Source organism: Pseudomonas sp. AL10 (genome assembly GCF_029960685.1).
GTDB classification, from domain to species: Bacteria; Pseudomonadota; Gammaproteobacteria; order Pseudomonadales; family Pseudomonadaceae; genus Aquipseudomonas; species Aquipseudomonas lactis.
In genome coordinates this window covers 48,869-65,134 of the sequence record NZ_JASBQZ010000033.1, presented here as the reverse complement: position 1 = coordinate 65,134, position 16,266 = coordinate 48,869, and the positions used below count along the sequence as shown (strand labels likewise).

At 59.9% G+C, this 16,266-nt stretch carries 23 protein-coding genes and 1 tRNA gene; 8 read left to right on the top strand and 16 right to left on the bottom strand.

The genetic code is table 11. The features are described from left to right. Positions 1–185: 185 nt before the first annotated feature. The gene (locus QK296_RS22900) at positions 186–860 is read left to right on the top strand and encodes an NAD(P)H-binding protein (RefSeq protein WP_003189392.1); all 675 of its coding nucleotides are present in this window, start codon (positions 186–188) and stop codon (positions 858–860) included. Here QK296_RS22900 and QK296_RS22895 read toward each other — a convergent pair. After that, entirely contained in the window at positions 832–1,308 is a 477-nt protein-coding gene (locus QK296_RS22895) for a DMT family transporter (protein WP_169855431.1), read from the bottom strand. The two genes, QK296_RS22900 and QK296_RS22895, sit on opposite strands and share 29 nt — an antisense overlap. A 68-nt stretch (positions 1,309–1,376) precedes the next feature. Here QK296_RS22895 and QK296_RS22890 point away from each other — a divergent pair, with 68 nt between their 5' ends. Further along, positions 1,377–2,291 (top strand): LysR substrate-binding domain-containing protein, encoded by a 915-nt coding sequence (locus tag QK296_RS22890; protein WP_169855432.1) that lies wholly within the window; start codon positions 1,377–1,379, stop codon positions 2,289–2,291. Positions 2,292–2,298: 7 nt separating this feature from the next. Here QK296_RS22890 and QK296_RS22885 read toward each other — a convergent pair whose 3' ends face one another. Both QK296_RS22885 and QK296_RS22880 read right to left on the bottom strand, forming a co-directional pair. Beyond that, complete coding sequence (locus QK296_RS22885) at positions 2,299–2,583, bottom strand: type II toxin-antitoxin system RelE/ParE family toxin (protein ID WP_094775369.1); 285 nt, start codon at positions 2,581–2,583, stop codon at positions 2,299–2,301. Continuing rightward, positions 2,573–2,812 carry a ribbon-helix-helix protein, CopG family gene (locus QK296_RS22880; protein WP_032900450.1) on the bottom strand — a complete coding sequence of 80 codons (240 nt, stop codon included), beginning with the start codon at positions 2,810–2,812 and terminating at the stop codon, positions 2,573–2,575. Before QK296_RS22880 ends, QK296_RS22885 begins: the two co-directional genes overlap by 11 nt. A 101-nt stretch (positions 2,813–2,913) precedes the next feature. On the opposite strand from QK296_RS22880, the gene fos reads away from it, so the two are divergent. The 3 genes from fos to QK296_RS22865 all read left to right on the top strand — a co-directional run bounded on the left by fos (position 2,914) and on the right by QK296_RS22865 (position 4,666). Beyond that, a complete protein-coding gene (gene fos / locus QK296_RS22875; protein ID WP_169855433.1) occupies positions 2,914–3,330 on the top strand; it encodes a fosfomycin resistance glutathione transferase in 417 nt (138 codons plus the stop codon). 47 nt (positions 3,331–3,377) lie between these two features. Then, the gene (locus QK296_RS22870; protein ID WP_003189401.1) at positions 3,378–4,019 is read left to right on the top strand and encodes a LysE family translocator; all 642 of its coding nucleotides are present in this window, start codon (positions 3,378–3,380) and stop codon (positions 4,017–4,019) included. Positions 4,020–4,138: 119 nt separating this feature from the next. Continuing rightward, positions 4,139–4,666 carry a DUF4142 domain-containing protein gene (locus QK296_RS22865; protein WP_003189402.1) on the top strand — a complete coding sequence of 176 codons (528 nt, stop codon included), beginning with the start codon at positions 4,139–4,141 and terminating at the stop codon, positions 4,664–4,666. An 86-nt stretch (positions 4,667–4,752) separates the two neighbouring features. Here the strand turns inward: QK296_RS22865 and QK296_RS22860 are convergent, their stop codons facing one another. The 8 genes from QK296_RS22860 to QK296_RS22825 all read right to left on the bottom strand — a co-directional run bounded on the left by QK296_RS22860 (position 4,753) and on the right by QK296_RS22825 (position 8,952). After that, positions 4,753–5,253, bottom strand: coding sequence for a methylated-DNA--[protein]-cysteine S-methyltransferase (locus tag QK296_RS22860; RefSeq protein WP_282391325.1), 501 nt, complete (start codon positions 5,251–5,253; stop codon positions 4,753–4,755). A 98-nt stretch (positions 5,254–5,351) separates the two neighbouring features. After that, a complete protein-coding gene (locus QK296_RS22855) occupies positions 5,352–5,684 on the bottom strand; it encodes a hypothetical protein (RefSeq protein ID WP_282391326.1) in 333 nt (110 codons plus the stop codon). Positions 5,685–5,769: 85 nt separating this feature from the next. Next, positions 5,770–6,180, bottom strand: coding sequence for a type II toxin-antitoxin system HicB family antitoxin (locus QK296_RS22850; RefSeq protein WP_282391324.1), 411 nt, complete (start codon positions 6,178–6,180; stop codon positions 5,770–5,772). A gap of 21 nt (positions 6,181–6,201) precedes the next feature. Then, entirely contained in the window at positions 6,202–6,384 is a 183-nt protein-coding gene (locus QK296_RS22845; protein ID WP_003189411.1) for a type II toxin-antitoxin system HicA family toxin, read from the bottom strand. Positions 6,385–6,680: 296 nt separating this feature from the next. Then, positions 6,681–6,754, bottom strand: a tRNA-Gly gene (locus tag QK296_RS22840). Between the two features lie 113 nt (positions 6,755–6,867). Beyond that, positions 6,868–7,752: an alpha/beta hydrolase gene (locus tag QK296_RS22835; protein WP_282391323.1), complete on the bottom strand. Its 885-nt coding sequence runs from the start codon at positions 7,750–7,752 to the stop codon at positions 6,868–6,870. Positions 7,753–8,057: 305 nt separating this feature from the next. Further along, a complete protein-coding gene (locus QK296_RS22830; RefSeq protein WP_137204566.1) occupies positions 8,058–8,750 on the bottom strand; it encodes a 16S rRNA pseudouridine(516) synthase in 693 nt (230 codons plus the stop codon). Beyond that, positions 8,740–8,952 carry a cysteine-rich CWC family protein gene (locus QK296_RS22825; RefSeq protein WP_282391322.1) on the bottom strand — a complete coding sequence of 71 codons (213 nt, stop codon included), beginning with the start codon at positions 8,950–8,952 and terminating at the stop codon, positions 8,740–8,742. The genes QK296_RS22830 and QK296_RS22825 overlap by 11 nt, the downstream gene beginning before the upstream one ends. A 243-nt stretch (positions 8,953–9,195) precedes the next feature. Here QK296_RS22825 and QK296_RS22820 point away from each other — a divergent pair, with 243 nt between their 5' ends. Together QK296_RS22820 and QK296_RS22815 are read left to right on the top strand one after the other, a co-directional pair. Then, on the top strand, positions 9,196–9,555 hold the full coding sequence (locus tag QK296_RS22820) for a hypothetical protein (RefSeq protein WP_019818497.1): 360 nt from the start codon (positions 9,196–9,198) through the stop codon (positions 9,553–9,555). Positions 9,556–9,712: 157 nt separating this feature from the next. Beyond that, positions 9,713–10,165: a DUF3757 domain-containing protein gene (locus tag QK296_RS22815; RefSeq protein WP_032900451.1), complete on the top strand. Its 453-nt coding sequence runs from the start codon at positions 9,713–9,715 to the stop codon at positions 10,163–10,165. On the opposite strand, the gene QK296_RS22810 is transcribed toward QK296_RS22815, so the two are convergent. Then, positions 10,151–11,263: an enoyl-CoA hydratase/isomerase family protein gene (locus tag QK296_RS22810; RefSeq protein ID WP_003189421.1), complete on the bottom strand. Its 1,113-nt coding sequence runs from the start codon at positions 11,261–11,263 to the stop codon at positions 10,151–10,153. The genes QK296_RS22815 and QK296_RS22810 overlap by 15 nt on opposite strands. A 136-nt stretch (positions 11,264–11,399) precedes the next feature. Between QK296_RS22810 and ung the strand changes: the two genes are divergently transcribed. Further along, positions 11,400–12,092: a uracil-DNA glycosylase gene (gene ung, locus QK296_RS22805; protein ID WP_003189424.1), complete on the top strand. Its 693-nt coding sequence runs from the start codon at positions 11,400–11,402 to the stop codon at positions 12,090–12,092. A gap of 29 nt (positions 12,093–12,121) precedes the next feature. On the opposite strand, the gene QK296_RS22800 is transcribed toward ung, so the two are convergent. The 4 genes from QK296_RS22800 to QK296_RS22785 all read right to left on the bottom strand — a co-directional run bounded on the left by QK296_RS22800 (position 12,122) and on the right by QK296_RS22785 (position 16,264). Continuing rightward, entirely contained in the window at positions 12,122–13,159 is a 1,038-nt protein-coding gene (locus QK296_RS22800; RefSeq protein ID WP_003189426.1) for an AbrB family transcriptional regulator, read from the bottom strand. Beyond that, the gene (locus tag QK296_RS22795) at positions 13,152–14,666 is read right to left on the bottom strand and encodes a tripartite tricarboxylate transporter permease (protein ID WP_003189428.1); all 1,515 of its coding nucleotides are present in this window, start codon (positions 14,664–14,666) and stop codon (positions 13,152–13,154) included. The genes QK296_RS22800 and QK296_RS22795 overlap by 8 nt, the downstream gene beginning before the upstream one ends. A gap of 1 nt (position 14,667) precedes the next feature. Further along, on the bottom strand, positions 14,668–15,126 hold the full coding sequence (locus QK296_RS22790; RefSeq protein WP_003189430.1) for a tripartite tricarboxylate transporter TctB family protein: 459 nt from the start codon (positions 15,124–15,126) through the stop codon (positions 14,668–14,670). A gap of 148 nt (positions 15,127–15,274) precedes the next feature. After that, positions 15,275–16,264 carry a tripartite tricarboxylate transporter substrate binding protein gene (locus QK296_RS22785; RefSeq protein ID WP_169855587.1) on the bottom strand — a complete coding sequence of 330 codons (990 nt, stop codon included), beginning with the start codon at positions 16,262–16,264 and terminating at the stop codon, positions 15,275–15,277. Positions 16,265–16,266 lie beyond the last annotated feature (2 nt).

Sequence of the window (16,266 nt, the reverse complement as noted above, 5' to 3'; positions counted from 1 at the left end):
CCTGAGATCAAGATCACAAGCAGATCAAGATCAAGAGCGGCTCGCTTCGCATCGTGGTTACCGTCGGCTGCGACAACTTACAAAGTTGTGTAGTTTTGATAGGCGCAGCCTCCAGCGGCACGCGTTAAGCTACACGCCTAATGCATTCAAGCATCAAGCGTGCGGCGTGCCGCTGAGGTCCTTTCATGAGAGTTCTGTTATTCGGCGCCACCGGCATGGTGGGCCAGGGTGTGCTGCGCGAGTGCCTGCTGGCGCCTGATGTGCAGGAAGTGGTGGCCGTGGGCCGCACGCCCTTGACTCAGGAGCACGGCAAGCTGCACCAGGTGTTGCACAGCGACATGCTGGATTTCCAACCTCTGGAAAACCTGTTGCAAGGTTTTGATGCGTGCTTCTTCTGCCTGGGTGTTTCGTCGGCGGGCATGAAAGAAGCGCGCTATACCCACCTCACCTATGACCTGACCCTGGTGGCGGCCAGTACCCTGGCGCGGCTCAATCCGCAGATGGCCTTTATCTATGTGTCCGGCGCTGGCACGGACAGTTCCGAAGCCGGCAAGTCGATGTGGGCGCGGGTCAAGGGCAAGACCGAAAATGCCTTGCTGCGCTTGCCGTTCAAGGCGGTGTATCTGTTCCGTCCGGGGATCATCCAGCCGTTGCACGGTGTGCGTTCGAAGACGCCGTTGTATCAATCTTTCTATAGCGTGCTCGGGCCGGTGCTTTCGTTTGTGCGGCGACTAAAGCCGGACTGGGTGGTGAGCACCGAGACCGTCGGCCGTGCGATGTTGCAGGCGGCCAGCCAAGGCGCGCCGCAGCCGGTGGTGGAGCAGGCGCAGATTAATCGCCTGGCGGCTGAGCGCCGCTGAACTGAATCAACGCCACGCCACCGATCAGCAGTAGCGCGCCCAGTACTCGCGAGGTTGTCAGCTGACGTTCCGCCAGGCCGAACAGGCCGAAATGGTCCAGCAGTAACGAGGCGAGGATCTGCCCGGCCATGGCCAGCGCAATGAAGCCTGATGCGCCGAGCTTGGGCAGTAGCATCAGCGCCAATGAAATGAAACACACGCCAAAGGCACCGCCGGCCCACATCCACAACGGTGACTTGTTGATAAAGGCCAGGCTCGGCAGAGGCAAACGCAGCGCCACAATCACCGGCAGCAGCACGATGACGCTTACCAGCAACGACGCCAAGGTGGCCCACAAAGGATGGCCCAGCCCGCGCCCGAGGTTGGCGTTGATCGCACTTTGAAACGGCACCACTGCACCGGCGAACACCGCCAGCGCCAACAAACCTACCCAATGCAACACCGTCATCTCGACGCTCCCAGAAGTTTTGCTGGACTCTAGGTTATTCGTCGAGCAAATTTAAATTCCAAATTCTTATGCTGGGCATGCAGCTGATGAATGATCTGCGCCGCATCGACCTTAACCTGTTGGTGGTCCTCGACGCCTTGCTCAGCGAGCAGCACGTCACCCGCGCCGCCGAACGCCTGCACCTGAGCCAGCCGGCGGTCAGCCATGCGTTGGCGCGGCTGCGCGATATGCTGGGCGACCCGCTGCTGATGCGTCAGGGCGGCACACTGGTGCCAACCGCGCGCGCCTTGGAGTTGGCGGCACCCTTGGCCGAAACCCTGGCGCAGGTGCAGGCCTTATTGACGCCGAATCGTTTTGATCCCACTTCTGCCAAACGCCGCTTTCGCGTGGCGATGTCGGATTACAGCGCAGCGATTTTCCTACCCGGCCTGGTTCGCGTCCTACGCCAGGAAGCGCCCGGTATCGACTTGCAGATCATCCAGGCCAGCCGCGAAGGCATGGTCGACGGTGTGCTCAATGGCGACCTCGACCTGGCGGCAGGTGTATTTCCCGACATGCCCGCCGAACTGCGCACCACGCCGCTGTTCGAAGAGCATTACACCTGCCTGGTCGACCGCGACAGCCTTGCGCCAAGTGGGGTGCTGGACCTGCCGGGCTACCTGTCGCGCCCCCATGTACTGCTGGAGATGCGCGGCAGCGGCACGCCGGAAATCGAACGGGCGTTGACGGCCATTCGTGAACGCCGACGTGTGGCGATCAGCCTGCCGCACTGGGGCGTGGCGCCGCAATTGATCCAGGGTACGGACCTGATTCTGACGGTGTCGTCTCGAGGTCTTCCGAATATCGACGCTCGGCAATTGCTGGCCGTGCCACCGCCGTTTCATATTCCTTCGTTTGACTTTGAGCTGGCCTGGCATACGCGGCGGGGTGGGGATGCAGGATTGCAGTGGTTGATTGCGCGGCTGGTGGGGCTGGTCGGGTAGAGCTCCGTCACCATGCTTTCGGAGGCTGACGTCGGGTATGAAAAATCCGCATTACCTGTAGCCGCCCCTCCCGGATTCGGTAAGGAACAATGTAGGGCCATCGAGGCACGACCCACTCTCGGGTCCCCGGCACTCGTCCCTCTTTCCCCATCGTGGGAAACGCGGCGACCTGTTCCAGGCCACTTAAAATTGCCTGGACAAATTCATGGGCTGCTTTGGGGTTTTCTTCGGCAATATAAGCCGCTTCATCGTCAAGATTTCTGAGGGCTGCCCTCAGCCACTCAACCTGCATTGGCGCGCCATTTATCAGCGACAGCCTTTACCTCGGCAGCCGTGGCGAAATCCCCCGCATCCGCTTCTTTCACGGCTTTCTGGATTTCTTCGATTTGCCAGGCTTCGCGGGCCAGGTATTCGCGTAATGCGTCAACGGCCAGAAAGGATTTGCTGCGACCGGTAGCCTTGGCGAGACTGGCGAGGGTATCGGCGACGTCTTCCGGTATACGTAGGGACATAACAGACATATGAACCTCGATGTAGTGATGTGTAGTGCAACATACTACATCGTCATTACCGCCACGGTTTGCCCCGCTCGTCAGGCGTATGACGATCAAGGAGAACAGTCATGCTTTCTGGATTCAACCACCTGACCCTGGCCGTCACCGATGTGCCGCGCAGCGTCAGTTTCTATCACGACCTGCTCTGCCTGCAGCTCGACGCAACCTGGGACCACGGTGCCTACCTCTCACTGCCTGGGCTTTGGCTGTGCCTGTCGCTGGACCCGTTGCGTTCGACTACTGCGGCGGTGGATTACACCCACTATGCCTTCACTGTCGATGCTGCTGATTTCACTGCCTTGGTCGAACGCCTGCGTGCTGCCGGCGTGCGGGAATGGCGAGACAACCGCAGCGAAGGCGCATCGTTTTATTTTCTCGATCCCGACGGCCACAAGCTGGAGGCTCATGTCGGCGATTTGGCCTCGCGCCTGCAAGCCTGTCGTGCCAAGCCCTATGCTGGAATGAAGTTTTACCCGTCGCGGTGAAGCATGCAGAATCAATCACCTTTTAGCGTCTGTCGGAGCGTCTATCCATGACTCCATCCTTGCTGTTCGCCGTGCTGGCTTCGGGTTTTATCTACGGCATTACCCCTGGCCCCGGTGTCCTGGCCGTATTCGGCATCGGTGCGGCCCGTGGCCGGCGTGCCGGGGCAGGATTCTTGTGCGGTCATTTGCTCGGCGATGTGGTGTGGTGCAGCACGGCGCTGATAGCCATCGTCGGTGCGCGGGAAGTCGGCAGCAGTGCGTTTGACGTGCTCGGCGTACTCAGTGGGGTGTATTTGTTCTGGCTCGGCTGGCGTGCGATCCGCACCCAACGCCGCAACAGCGATGCCCCTCAGGGCGCGGCGCGTCATCCGTTCTGGCACGGCATTCTGTTTGGCTTGACCAACCCCAAGGCGTATCCGGTGGCCGTGGCGACCTTCACTGCGTTGCTGTCCAGCCGGGCCGAGCTGTTGACTTGGTCGATGCTGCCGACCTTGATTCTGCTGAGCTTTATCGGTGGCTTGCTGGCCTACGCGATCCTGATCGGTGTGGTGGGCGCCCAACGGGTGCGGACGCTGTATCAACGCCACGAAATTCTCATCACCAGACTCTGCGGCGTGATGTTTATCGGCTTCGCCCTCAATGCCCTGGCGCACGCATTGCCGGGCCTGTTTGGCAGCAAACCGGCCTGAGGCGACGACTGCCGTTCGTCGCACAGGGAAGTTTTTTCTAAACCTTTGCCGCCCTGAAAATTCCAATTCAGGGCGAGGAGTATACTCCCGCGCCTATTTTTGCCCTGGAGGAACCCATCATGAGCCGCATGGCTATCCGGTTACGCACCGCCAGTTTCGCGATGCTGCTGGGCCTCGGCGCCAGCAATGCTTTCGCCCAGTCGCCTGCAGAATTCATCGAGCAGGCTTCGGCCAAAGGCATGGCCGATATCGAAACCAGCCGCATGGCCCACGCCAAGACCTCGTCCCAAGAGATCAAGGACTACACCATCGAGGTCATCAACGAGCGCACCCTGGCCAACCAGCACTTGGCGGCGATTGCCAAGAAGCTTGATTTGCCTGTGGCCCCACGGGAGAAGATCGTTGATAAGGCCGAAACCCTGATGCCTGAACTCAAGGACGGCGATTCGTTTGACGCTGCCTATACCGCGCAGCAGGTCAAGGAGAACGAAGATGCCATCGCCTTGTTCCAGAAAGAGGGCGCCGCGTCGGATGTGCCGGAGATAAAGGCACTGGTGGATGAGACGCTGCCCAAGCTTGAAGAGCGCCTGCAAAAAGCCCGCGCCCTGGCCTCGACCTATGGCAAGGGCCATCAAGGCGACGGTTGAGGCTGCTGCCTGATATGAAAAACGGCGGTTGGAGAGAATCCAGCCGCCGTTTTTTATGCCGAGTTCAGGCCCGTTCTGGACGCGGCCTATAACGCCAGTTCCCCCTGACCGGTGCCTTCCAGCGCCAATAAATACTGCTTGGCCGCCAGCCCGCCCGCGAAACCGGTCAAGCCGCCAGAAGCACCAATCACCCGGTGGCAGGGCGCAATGATTGAGATGGGGTTGCGCCCATTCGCCGCGCCGACAGCGCGCACGGCTTTGGGGTTGCCGATCTGCTCGGCGATCTGGCTGTAACTGCGGGTTTCGCCGAAGGGGATGGTCAGCAGTGCCTGCCAGACCTGCTTTTGGAAGTCAGTGCCCGTGAAGTCCAGCTCCAGCTCGAACTGGTTACGTGTTCCGGCAAAGTATTCCCTCAGTTGGCGTTCGGTTTCTCGCAGCACCGGGCTGTCGTTGGCCTCGATCAATTCACCCAGGCGTACGCGATTCGCACGTTCTACTTCCCAGAGGATGGCGCTGAGTTTGCCATCGCGCGCCACCAGGGTGAGCTCACCGACGGGGGAAGGCATGAGCTTGTAGTGGTAAGTCATCGGCAGGCTCCTTGAGGGGCGTGAAGGGGGACGACGTCACTGTAGTTCCATCAGAGTGTCTGGAAACTACGTTTCTTGCGGTCAAATTTTGCGCTTGTCTAGAAATTCCAGTAAACCCAATCGGCGTAGTAGGGGTACCAATAGAGCCACGAGATTATGTAGAGCGCCTTCAGCACAGATGCAGTGCTTAGCATGAACGCAGAAATGATATTGAGCAGGGTGATAATCAAAGCCAATACCGCCACGCGGCGGCTCGCATGACGCCAGGCCAGGTTCACCCCGTAAGCCGACGCGGCAATCACGCCTATTTCCAAGAGTAATCCGAGAGGAAAGGGCAGCCTTGCAAACGAGGCCAGCAGTGGCAACACCAACACCCAGCCGACGACTTGGCGCAGGATGATCTTGGGTGTGTTTTTTTGGGTGCCCAGCATTGCCATGTGTCCGAACTCTTGGCCGATGAGCCTACATCATCGCGGGGTGTTGCCGTCCTTGCCGTAAGATTTTGTTTAGGCGTAACTACCGCTCCTGTTGCAATACCTTGAGCGCAGCGGACGCCAGGAATCCCGAGCGGCTTTTTTCCTGTGGATGATTCAACACGTACTCATCGATGCGATTCAACAGATAGCCGGGCAGGGTGATGTTGAGCTTTTGAGCTTTGCCCAGATATTTGGTCACGTCGATGTCCACCACAGCCCACGTGCAACCGGCGTACTGAGGGTTGGCGGCGTGCACGGTGACTTTCTGCGCGGTGGGGATCGGCGCGCTATCTTCTGCCAGGATCTCGAAGTGCCCTTCTATGGCTTCGCGGGCCATGGCCATGGCATCGTCCATATCATCGCCGGCTGAATAACAGCCAGGAATATCCGGGACTTCCACGCCCCAGGCGTGGTTTTCGTCGCCCGTTGAAATTGCGATGGGGTAAAGCATGCTCTTGCCCTCCAGGGACGGTTAGCTCAGCAGAGCCTGTTTCAAAATGCTCTTGGCGGTTTTATCCAGCAGGTCCTTTTTGGGGTGAGGGATCGTCACGAGCCCCGGCTTTGTCGGGTGCTTGAAGTGATGATGGCTACCTCGGATGCGCACCAGATACCAACCGTCTGCAACGATGTGTCCTATCAAATACCGGCTATCCACATCACCTCCTTGTGGTGTGTGTTGATGGTGACTATAACCACTGCTGTGAAATTATCAACACTCTACCTACCAACGGTTGATGTCCGAGATTTCGATAGGTGTTGAATGAAGTGTATGGGCGCACAGAAATGGCGCCGCTTGGAGGTATTACGAGGTGCTTCACGCCCTCAGGCTCGACTGCCGAGCAGCAGATGAGCGCTGGAGGCTAAATTATTGGTATAAAAAAACCGGTCACCAAGGACCGGTTTTTTGTGCATCCTGCGTCAGAACCCTCCTGACGCAAGTGCAAATCTGAGTGGAGCGGGTAGAGGGAATCGAACCCTCAACTAAAGCTTGGGAAGCTTTCGTTTTGCCACTAAACTATACCCGCTCAGAGCGGCTGACTTTGTACCAGATGTTCGGCTGGATTTGAAGTTTTTCTTTGAAAAATGTGAGAGTTGCGTGTGGCGAGCAAGCTTGCTCGCCACAGTGTCAGGCTTGATTTCAAAGCGCCCATGCATGCTGCGCCTGGCCCTGGTTATACCGCAACGGGCTGGCGGGCCGCTGCCCCTTCAAGAAGCCCACCACGGCCTCACGGCTGTCGCGGCATGCGGCTTTATGCTCCATGTCCAGAAAGTGTCCCGTCGCCTGGATGGTGCTGAAGCTGCTCTTGGCCACATGCTGGCCAAACAGCTTGGCGTCGTCTGCACTGGTGTATTCGTCCCATTCGCCGTTCAAGAACAGCACCGGAATGTCGATCTGCCTGGCGGCCTTGAGGTAGCACTGCCGGTCGCTGTTGAGCATGTGGCTGATGTGAAAATGCATCTGTCCGTATTCGTGTGCGGCCAGGCTGCTGACATGGCGATAGTTGAAGCGTTTGAACAGCGACGGCAGGTGCTTGCCGAGGGTGCTGTTGACCAGGTGGCCGACACGGTCGCGGTCGAGGTTGCCCAGGTAGTCGACGCCACGTTCGAGGTAGTCACGCATGGGCGCATTGATCACCGGCGAGAATGAGCTGATCACGGCTTTTTCCACCCGACGGGGTCGCTGTGCGAGGGCAACCAACGTAGCGGCGCCGCCCCAGGAGAAGGACAGCACGTGTTCGGCGGCGAAGTGGTCGAGCAGTTCCAGGAGGATCTGGCCCTCGACTTCCTTGGTCAGCATGTGCTCATGACGGTTGTGGATTTTGGAACGGCCAGCGTAGGGCTGGTCGTACAACACCACATTGAATTGTGGGTACAGGCTTTTCACGGTTTGAGCGAAGGACGCTGTGGTCGCCATGGAGCCGTTAACCAGGACGATGGTCTTGGCCGCTGCGTCCGCGCGATAGAACTCCGTGTACACCCGAAACTGACCCTGTATATCCAGCACAGCGATTTCTGGCCTCATGTCGTAAGACTCCTGGCAAGCGGGTAGTGCGCGCAGATCACTCTGCACGAGCTTTATGACAGGTAGGCATACGCCTGGAAAATGAGGGCCCATGTCGGTCCGATGACGGCTGGCCGGCGGGTGTTGTTATGGCAGGCGGTTTGCCGGGAGGGCCCGTGGATCAAGCGCGGGCGAGGCAAGATGTTTCTTGGAGGTTATAGGGCGACTCGTCAGTCATCATCTGGCTGAAGCCTTGATTCAAGCAGCACCGAAAGCAGGTCGCAAGGCAAGCGGCTGGTTTTTTGCCATCACCGGCTGAACGGTCGTCAGACTTGTCGGATTTCGTCGTCAGTCAGTGGCCGATACTGACCCGGCGCAAGCGACGTATCTAGCACCAAGGGCCCCATTCGCTCGCGGTGCAGGCCGACCACCTTATTATCAAAGTGCCCGAACATGCGCTTCACCTGATGATAGCGGCCTTCGATGATGCTCAACCGGGCCGCTCTGGGGCTCAGCAGTTCAAGTTCGGCAGGTTGGGTAGTGAGATCTTCAAAAGCGAAATACACGCCTGCCGCGAACGTCTGCGCGTACTGCGTGCCGATGTCCTGTTCGGTTTGCACATGGTAAACCTTGGGCAACTTGGTCTGCGGTTGGGTGAGGCGCCGCGACCATTGGCCGTCGTTGGTGATCAGCATCAGGCCGGTGGTGTTGAAATCCAGGCGCCCGGCGATATGCAGGTCGGCTTTGTCCGGTTCGTCCAGCAGGTCTAAGACCGTGGGGTGTTGCGGGTCTGATGTGGCGCTGACGCAACCCTGAGGTTTGTGCAGCATGAAATAACGCGCCGGCTTGCCCGCTTGCAGGATTTCACCGTCCACGCAGACCTGGCTGAATTCACGTACGTGATGGTGCGGATCGCTGACTGCAACACCCTCGACGGTTACCCGGCGCTCCGCCAGCAACAGGCGCACTTGCTTGCGATTGAACTGTGGCAGGTTGCTGAGGAAGCGATCAACGCGCATGGCGGTTACGCAACTGTTCGTCCACTTGGGCACAGCGTGGGCACAGGCAGGCTTTATTGCGCAACTCATCCGGCAGGGCTTCAAGCACCGCCGGGTCGATGATGACGCTGTAGCACCAGCAGGCCTGGTCGACGGTACGCGGGTCGGCCAGGGAGCAGTCGTTGCGGGCACCGCAGGCGGGGCAGAGGATCGGTGTGGTCATGGGTCGGTTCAGAAGGGAATCGGGTAGGGCGCGTTAGTTATTGCACGATACAGCGCTGCTGCGCGGCATTCCATCACCATGGCTTTTTGGCGAGGCTTCACTTCGTCTGAAACAGATGTTTCCACTTGTGTCGCGAACGCACCAGATTCGGTTTTTGATGTCAGATGTTTCGTCATTCAGTGAAGGCTGAATGCCGCTCGCCAGCGTCGCTGGAGGAGCTCTTCCGCGGTCCAGGAGGCCGCCATGTATCGACGACTGCTGCTTATCGCTTTGCTCGGCCTGACCCTTTCAGCCTGCGTGCCCTACTACGATGGAGGCGCTACCTACTATCGCTCCGAGGTCTACACCGCACCGGCGCCAGCCTACTACTACGGCGGCCCGCGTTATTACCCTTCTGGGCGCAGCTATTACGCGCCAGCGCCTCGCTACTATGCGCCGCAGCCTCGCTACTATTCGGCGCCGCGCTACTACCAACCGGCCCCGCGCTATTACCCTCGCGCCGGCTACCGGCCCTACCCAAATCAGGGGTGGGGCGACCGCTGGGGCAATGGCGGGCGTGGACGTGGTTCCGACCACGGAGGTGGCCGCGGCGGTCACCGTTAAATATCTTGAAAAACAAGCGGCGCATCATGCGCCGTTTTTTATAGGTACCGTATGTCCGTACTGTCAGATTTAACAGCTATCTTTGAGGCGCTAGCTGTACTTCACTAACGAGAAGCCTTGTGCTTTTGCGTGGTGAGACTGAGCAGATGGAATCCCTATGTTCAAACAATTGATTTGCGTGCTCCTGCTGATGAGCGGCTTCATTGCATCGGCAAGAGCGGAGCAGGGCTGTCCTTATACGACGCAGATCGTGTACGCCGATGGCCATTATCGCGCCCAGGACAATGGCCTGCGCTGGCAAAGTCCGAAGGTAGCGTCGCGTGGTGTTGTCGACGGGTTCATTGGCGCAGTCTTCATGCCGGGCGACGGCGAGGAGAGAGGAAACGGCTACATGGACAAGTGCATCTACCGCACCAGCTGGAACGGGGTAGTAGTGTTGAGGCCAAGCAGGGGCAATGAGATTATCAACATGTCGTTGACCAGCTCCTTGTATTGGAAGCTGCAGCCCGATGCGTTCGAGTTGCCGGTGTATACGTGCGTGGACAGCCAACCGGACAATTGCGCGTTCAAGGTCAACGACAAACGTACAGACCTGTCAGTAGTCAGATAAATCTGCCAGAGGATTCCTACCTTCCCAAGCCTTGTCAAAGTGCGCTTGCACCACTGCATCCGGCAGTGTGTTGATATCCGGCCAGTGCCAATGAGGCGTCTGGTCTTTGTCGATCAGGCGCGCCCGAACGCCTTCGGCGAACTCCGGATGACGGCAGCAGTTGAGGCTCAGGGTGTATTCCATCTCGAACACCTGGGCCAGGGATAGGTGGCGCGCGCGCTGGAGCTGTTCCCACACCAGATGCGCCGTCAGCGGGCAGCCCTCGCTGAGGGTTTTGCCGGCGCGGTTCAATAGCGGGTCGCTGTGGTCGCGCAGCAGGCTCAAGGCACGCCAGGCACAGCGTACATCTCCGACATCCAGCCATTCGTCGATTTGTGCGCGGCGCGGTAGCCATTGCGCTTCGGGTTGATCGCTGACCGCCTCCTGGCCCAGGGCCTTTAGCAGGCTGTTGAGTTGCATCGCGCTCTGTTCCTGCCAGTTCAGTTGCAACAGGCCATCGAGCAATTCGTCTTGCTGGTCATCGCGCAGGAAGCGATCGGCCAGGCCCAAGTCCAGCGCGTCACGACCGTTGATATGGGCACCGGTGAGGCCCAGGAACAGGCCGAGCTTGCCCGGCAGGCGGGACAGGAACCAACTGGCCCCCACATCCGGGTACAAGCCAATGCTGATCTCGGGCATGGCCAAACGACTGCTCGGCGTAACGATACGCACGGCGGCGCTTTGCAACAGGCCCATGCCACCGCCCAATACATAACCGTGGCCCCAGCAGATCAACGGTTTGGGGTAGGTGTGCAGGCGGTAGTCAAGACGATATTCAGCGGCAAAAAACTGCGCGGCCAGAGCCGGAACTTCGCCGGGCTGCTCACGGCATGCCTGGGCCAGGCTGCGCACTTCGCCACCGGCGCAAAAGGCTTTGGGGCCGTTGCCGCGCAGCAGCACGCAGACGATCTGCGGGTCTTTGGCCCAAGCCTCCATGCGCTCATCCAGGGCCAGGATCATCGGCAGGGAGAGGGCATTGAGGGACTTTGGCGCGTCCAGGCTGGCGATGCCGATGCGAGCGCCGCCACTGCCGGTCAGTTCTTCGAAATGCAGGTTCATCGTGACCTCAATCGAGAAGGTGAAGGATGAGTATGATCCCTTCGTGGGAAAGTGCCGGTGCTGTGTCAGATCAATTGACAAGCGGGGTCGGCTTTCCTAGGGTTCGCCTCATTCTTTTTTACAAGACAATTGAACTATGACCGATGGCGACCGTATCAAACTCGAACCCAGCTGGAAACACGCCCTGCGCGATGAGTTCGAGAAGCCCTACATGGCGCAATTGCGCGAGTTTCTGCGCCAGGAACATGCCGCTGGCAAAGAGATCTACCCGCCCGGCCCGTTGATTTTCAATGCCCTTAATTCCACGCCCCTGGACAAGGTCAAGGTGGTGATCCTCGGCCAAGACCCCTACCACGGCCCTGGCCAGGCCCACGGTCTGTGCTTCTCGGTACAACCGGGCGTGCCGGCGCCGCCGTCGCTGGTCAATATCTATAAAGAGCTCAAGCGCGACCTGAACATCGACATCCCCAACCACGGTTACCTGCAAAGCTGGGCCGACCAGGGCGTGCTGATGCTCAACACCACCATGACCGTGGAGCGCGCCAACGCCAACGCCCATGCGGGTAAGGGCTGGCAGTTTTTTACCGATCGAATCATCGAAGTGGTCAGCGAGCATCAGCCGCACTTGGTGTTCCTGCTGTGGGGCGCCCATGCTCAAAGCAAGCAGAAGCTCATCGATGCCACCAAGCATCTGGTGCTGACGTCGGTGCATCCGTCACCGTTGTCGGCGTATCGTGGGTTTCTGGGCTGCGGGCATTTCAGCCGGACCAACAAGTTCCTTGAGCAGAATGGCGAGGCCCCCATCGAGTGGCGTTTGCCACCGGTCTGAGGCCTGGCACATTCAGAATGTGGGAGGGTTTAGAGAGGGTCTGGCTGACGGTTCCAGTGCCGAAACAAAGGCTCGGCCAAAAACAGCACGAACAACAGGCGCATCACCTGCATCGCCGTCACCAAGGGCACCGACAGCTGCAGGGTTTCAGCCGTCAGGCTCATCTCAGCGATACCGCCTGGCATCATGCCCAGGGTCAGTGATCGCAGGTCGAGGTGAGTGAGGGCGCTCAAGCCCACCGCCGCCAATGTCGCCAGCAGCATGGTCAATGCCGTGCCAATCAAGGTGCGGCCCATGAACGATGGCGCGCGACGAAAGAACTGCCGATTGAAGTGGCAACCCAAACCGCTGCCGATCAACCATTGGCCGATCTGGCTGCCGCCGTCTGGCAGGCCGATGTGCAAATCCCAGGTCACGCTCGCCACCGCACTCACCAGCAATGGTCCGAACAACCAGGGGTTGGGTTGGCGCAAGCGTTGCCAGCCCCAGGCGACCAGCGCACCCACCGGAAACAGCAGGGCCAGCCAGGCCCAGTCTACGGGCGCCGGATGAAACTGCGGCGCGCCGCCTCCGAGCAAATACTTGAAGATCGCCGGCACACACAGCACCACCACCAGCACTCGCAGGCTTTGCCCGGCCGCAACCCGGCTGAGCACCGCGCCATTGCGGGCGCCGAGGTTGACCATCTCGCCGGAACCGCCCGGCATGCTGGAGAAAAACGCCGTGGCACGGTCTTCACCGCTGCGGCGCATCAACCACACGCCCACCACGCTCGACAAGCTGGTGACCAGTGCGCCGAAGAAGATCAGGCCGAAATGGCTCATCACCTGCTCGATCACCACCGGGGTGAAGTGCAGGCCGATGCCGATGCCCACCACCCATTGGCCGCATTTGCGCCCGCCGGGAATCTCCGCCAACTGCCAGGGCGTGAGGCACCGCACCAGGATGATCGCCAGCAACGAGCCGACCATGTACGGCAAAGGCCAGCCCACCAGGCTGGCCAGGTAACCGCCGGCCAGGCCGACCAGCGGTGTTCCCCACCAATGTTTAAAGGTGACCTCAGACATCGGCCAGGGCACGACGCTGTTGCACGCGTTTACGCCAGATACGCAGCAGCGGTACAAGCAGCATGATTGCGGTGAGTACCCAGACGCCAAAGGTGATCGGGCTCGACCACAGGATTTCCAGCGCACCGTTGGAGATCGACAGCGCGCGGCGCAGGTTCTGCTCCATCAGGCCGCCGAGGATAAAGCCCAGCAGCAGCGGCGACAGCGGGAAGTCCAGCTTGCGCAGGATGTAGCCGAAGATGCCGATGGCGATCATCAGGAACAGATCGAAGGTGGTGGCATGCACGGCGTACACGCCAATCGCGGTGATGATGGCGATCACCGGCACCAGCGCCCAGTTCGGCACGGCGAGGATACGGGTGAAGATGCGGATCATCGGGATGTTGAGCACCACCAGCATGATGTTGGCAATGAACAACGACGCGATCAGGCCCCAGACAATGTCCGGTTGCTGTTGGAACAGCAGCGGGCCAGGAGTGATGTTGTACAGCGACAGGGCGCCGATCATCACCGCTGTGGTGCCCGAGCCCGGAACACCGAGGGTCAGCATCGGTACCATGGCGCCGCAAACCGATGCGCCAATCGCGGTTTCAGGGGCGGCCAGGCCGCGCATGTCGCCTTGGCCGAACTTGCCGCTCGCGCCTGCGATGCGTTTCTCGGTCATGTAGGCAACGGCCGACGCCATGGTCGCACCGGCACCCGGCAACACGCCGATGATAAAGCCCGACACGCCGCAACGCAGGTTCACGGTGAGTACCGACAAGGCTTCCTTGGCGTTGAACATCATGCGCCCGGTGGCTTTCACTGCTTCCTGGCCACGGTGGGTTTTTTCCAGCAGCAGCAGAATCTCGCTGATGGAGAACAGCCCCAGTACCAGCACCACGAACTGGATGCCGTCGGTCAGGTGAATATTGTCGCCGGTAAAGCGGTACACACCGCTGTTGGCGTCGATGCCCACGCAGGAAAGGAACAAGCCGATCAGCGCCGCAACAAAAGTCTTCAGCGGTTTGTCACCGGCCATGCCGCCCAGGCAGACAATCGCAAACACCATCAATACGAAGTATTCCGCCGGGCCGAACGCAATCGCCCACTTGGCCAGCAGCGGGGCGAACAGCACCATGCCGCAGGTGGCGATAAACGCGCCGATGAACGAACTCCAGGCCGACAATGACAGCGCCACGCCAGCCAGGCCTTTGCGGGCCATCGGGTAACCGTCGAGGGTGGTCATCACGGTGGACGCTTCGCCCGGGATGTTAAGCAGAATCGAACTGATGCGGCCACCGTATTCGCAGCCCAGGTACACGGCTGCCAGCAGGATCAGCGCCGACTCGGGCGGCAAGCCCAGGGCGAAGGCGATGGGGATCAACAGCGCCACTCCGTTGATCGGGCCCAGGCCCGGCAACAGGCCGACCACGGTGCCGATCAAGGTGCCGCACAACGCGGTCACCAGGTTATAGGGGCTCAGCGCAACGCCGAAACCCTGGCCCAAATAGCCAAAAGTATCCATATCAGTTCTCCAGAACGTCGAGCAGGCCGAGGGGCAACGGTACGTCCATGGTTTTATCGAACAGCAGATAAAGACCGACGCTCATCAAGGTGATGATCACCACGCTGGGCAACCAGCGGCCGCCATACAGCCGTGCCATCGGAATACCGATCAGCATGCTGCTGAGAATGAAGCCCAAGGATTCGAACGTGCCGGCAAACACCAGCAGCAGGGCCACACAGATGCCGATCTTGATCAACGTGGGTTGGTCCAGTGCGGGTTCATCGTCGGTGTGTTTGGTCGCCTGCGGGCGAATCATCATGTAGATGAGCGCCAGGCCCATCAGCCCGAGCAGCAGCAGGGGGAAGGCCCTGGGCCCCACGGGTTCGTAGGAAAAGGCCGCCTGATACGGCCAGGCCATCAGTGCCAGGCCGATACAGGCCAGTAACAGCACCGCGGCAAAAATGCGTTGTAAGAGCATAGAAAACTCCAAGGCCCCTCTTGTAGGAGCGAGCTTGCTCGCGAAAAACGTCAACGATGACGCCGGCCATCCTGGATGCACACGGTGTACTTGCGTTCTTCGCGAGCAAGCTCGCTCCTACAGGGGCATTACACAAAAAGAGGGGCGATTACTGGATCAGGCCGAACTCTTTGGCCAGCACTTTGTAGTCAGCCACCTGCTTCTTCACGTAGGTGTCCAGCTCCTGGCCGGTCATGGCAAACGGGAACAGCTCGCGCTGGTCACGCAGCTTGGCGAACTCCTCGGAAGCCAGCAGTTTGTCGAAGGCGGCTTTCCACCAGGCGTAGTCTTCATCGCTGACCTTTGGCCCCAGGTAGAAGCCACGCACCACCGGCCAGACGATGTCGTAGCCTTGCTCTTTGGCGGTCGGAATATCCTTCATTTCCGGCTCATCCAGGCGCTTCTCGGAGAACACCGCCAGCAGGCGCATGTCGCCGCTCTGGATATGCGGCATGGAGTCGGAGATGTCGGTACTGCCCACTTGGATGTGACCACCCAGCAAGGCTGTGGCGATTTCACCGCCGCCCTCAAGGGCGACGTAACGCAGCTCGCGCGGGTTGATCCCGGCGGCCTTGGCAATCAGTGCGGTTTGCATCCAGTCCTGGCTGCCGACGGTGCCGCCGGAGCCGATCACCACGCTGCCTGGGTCTTTCTTCAGGGCTTTGACCAGGTCGTCGAGGGTCTTGTAGGGCGAATCGCTTTTCACCGCGATGGCGCCATAGCTGGTGCCCACTGCCGCCAACCAGCGCACGGCGCTTTCATCAAAACGGCCGAACTTGCCCTGGGCCAGGTTCAGCAGCGAACCGCTCGACCAGGCGACCAGAGTACCGGCGTCCGCAGGGCGCTGGGCGACCACTGCGTTGTAGGCCACTGCGCCCACGCCGCCGGGCATGTAGGTCACACGCATCGGTTTGGTCAGCAGCTTTTGGTTTACCAGCGCGCTTTGCGCCAGCTTGCAGGTCAGGTCAAAACCACCGCCAGGGGAGGCCGGGGCGATGCATTCCGGACGCTTGGGTTCGTCGGCGGCCAGCAGTTGGCCGGCGAACAGCATGCAGCCGGCGGCGAGGGCAAATTTACGCAGTGAAAGGGTCATGGTGATCT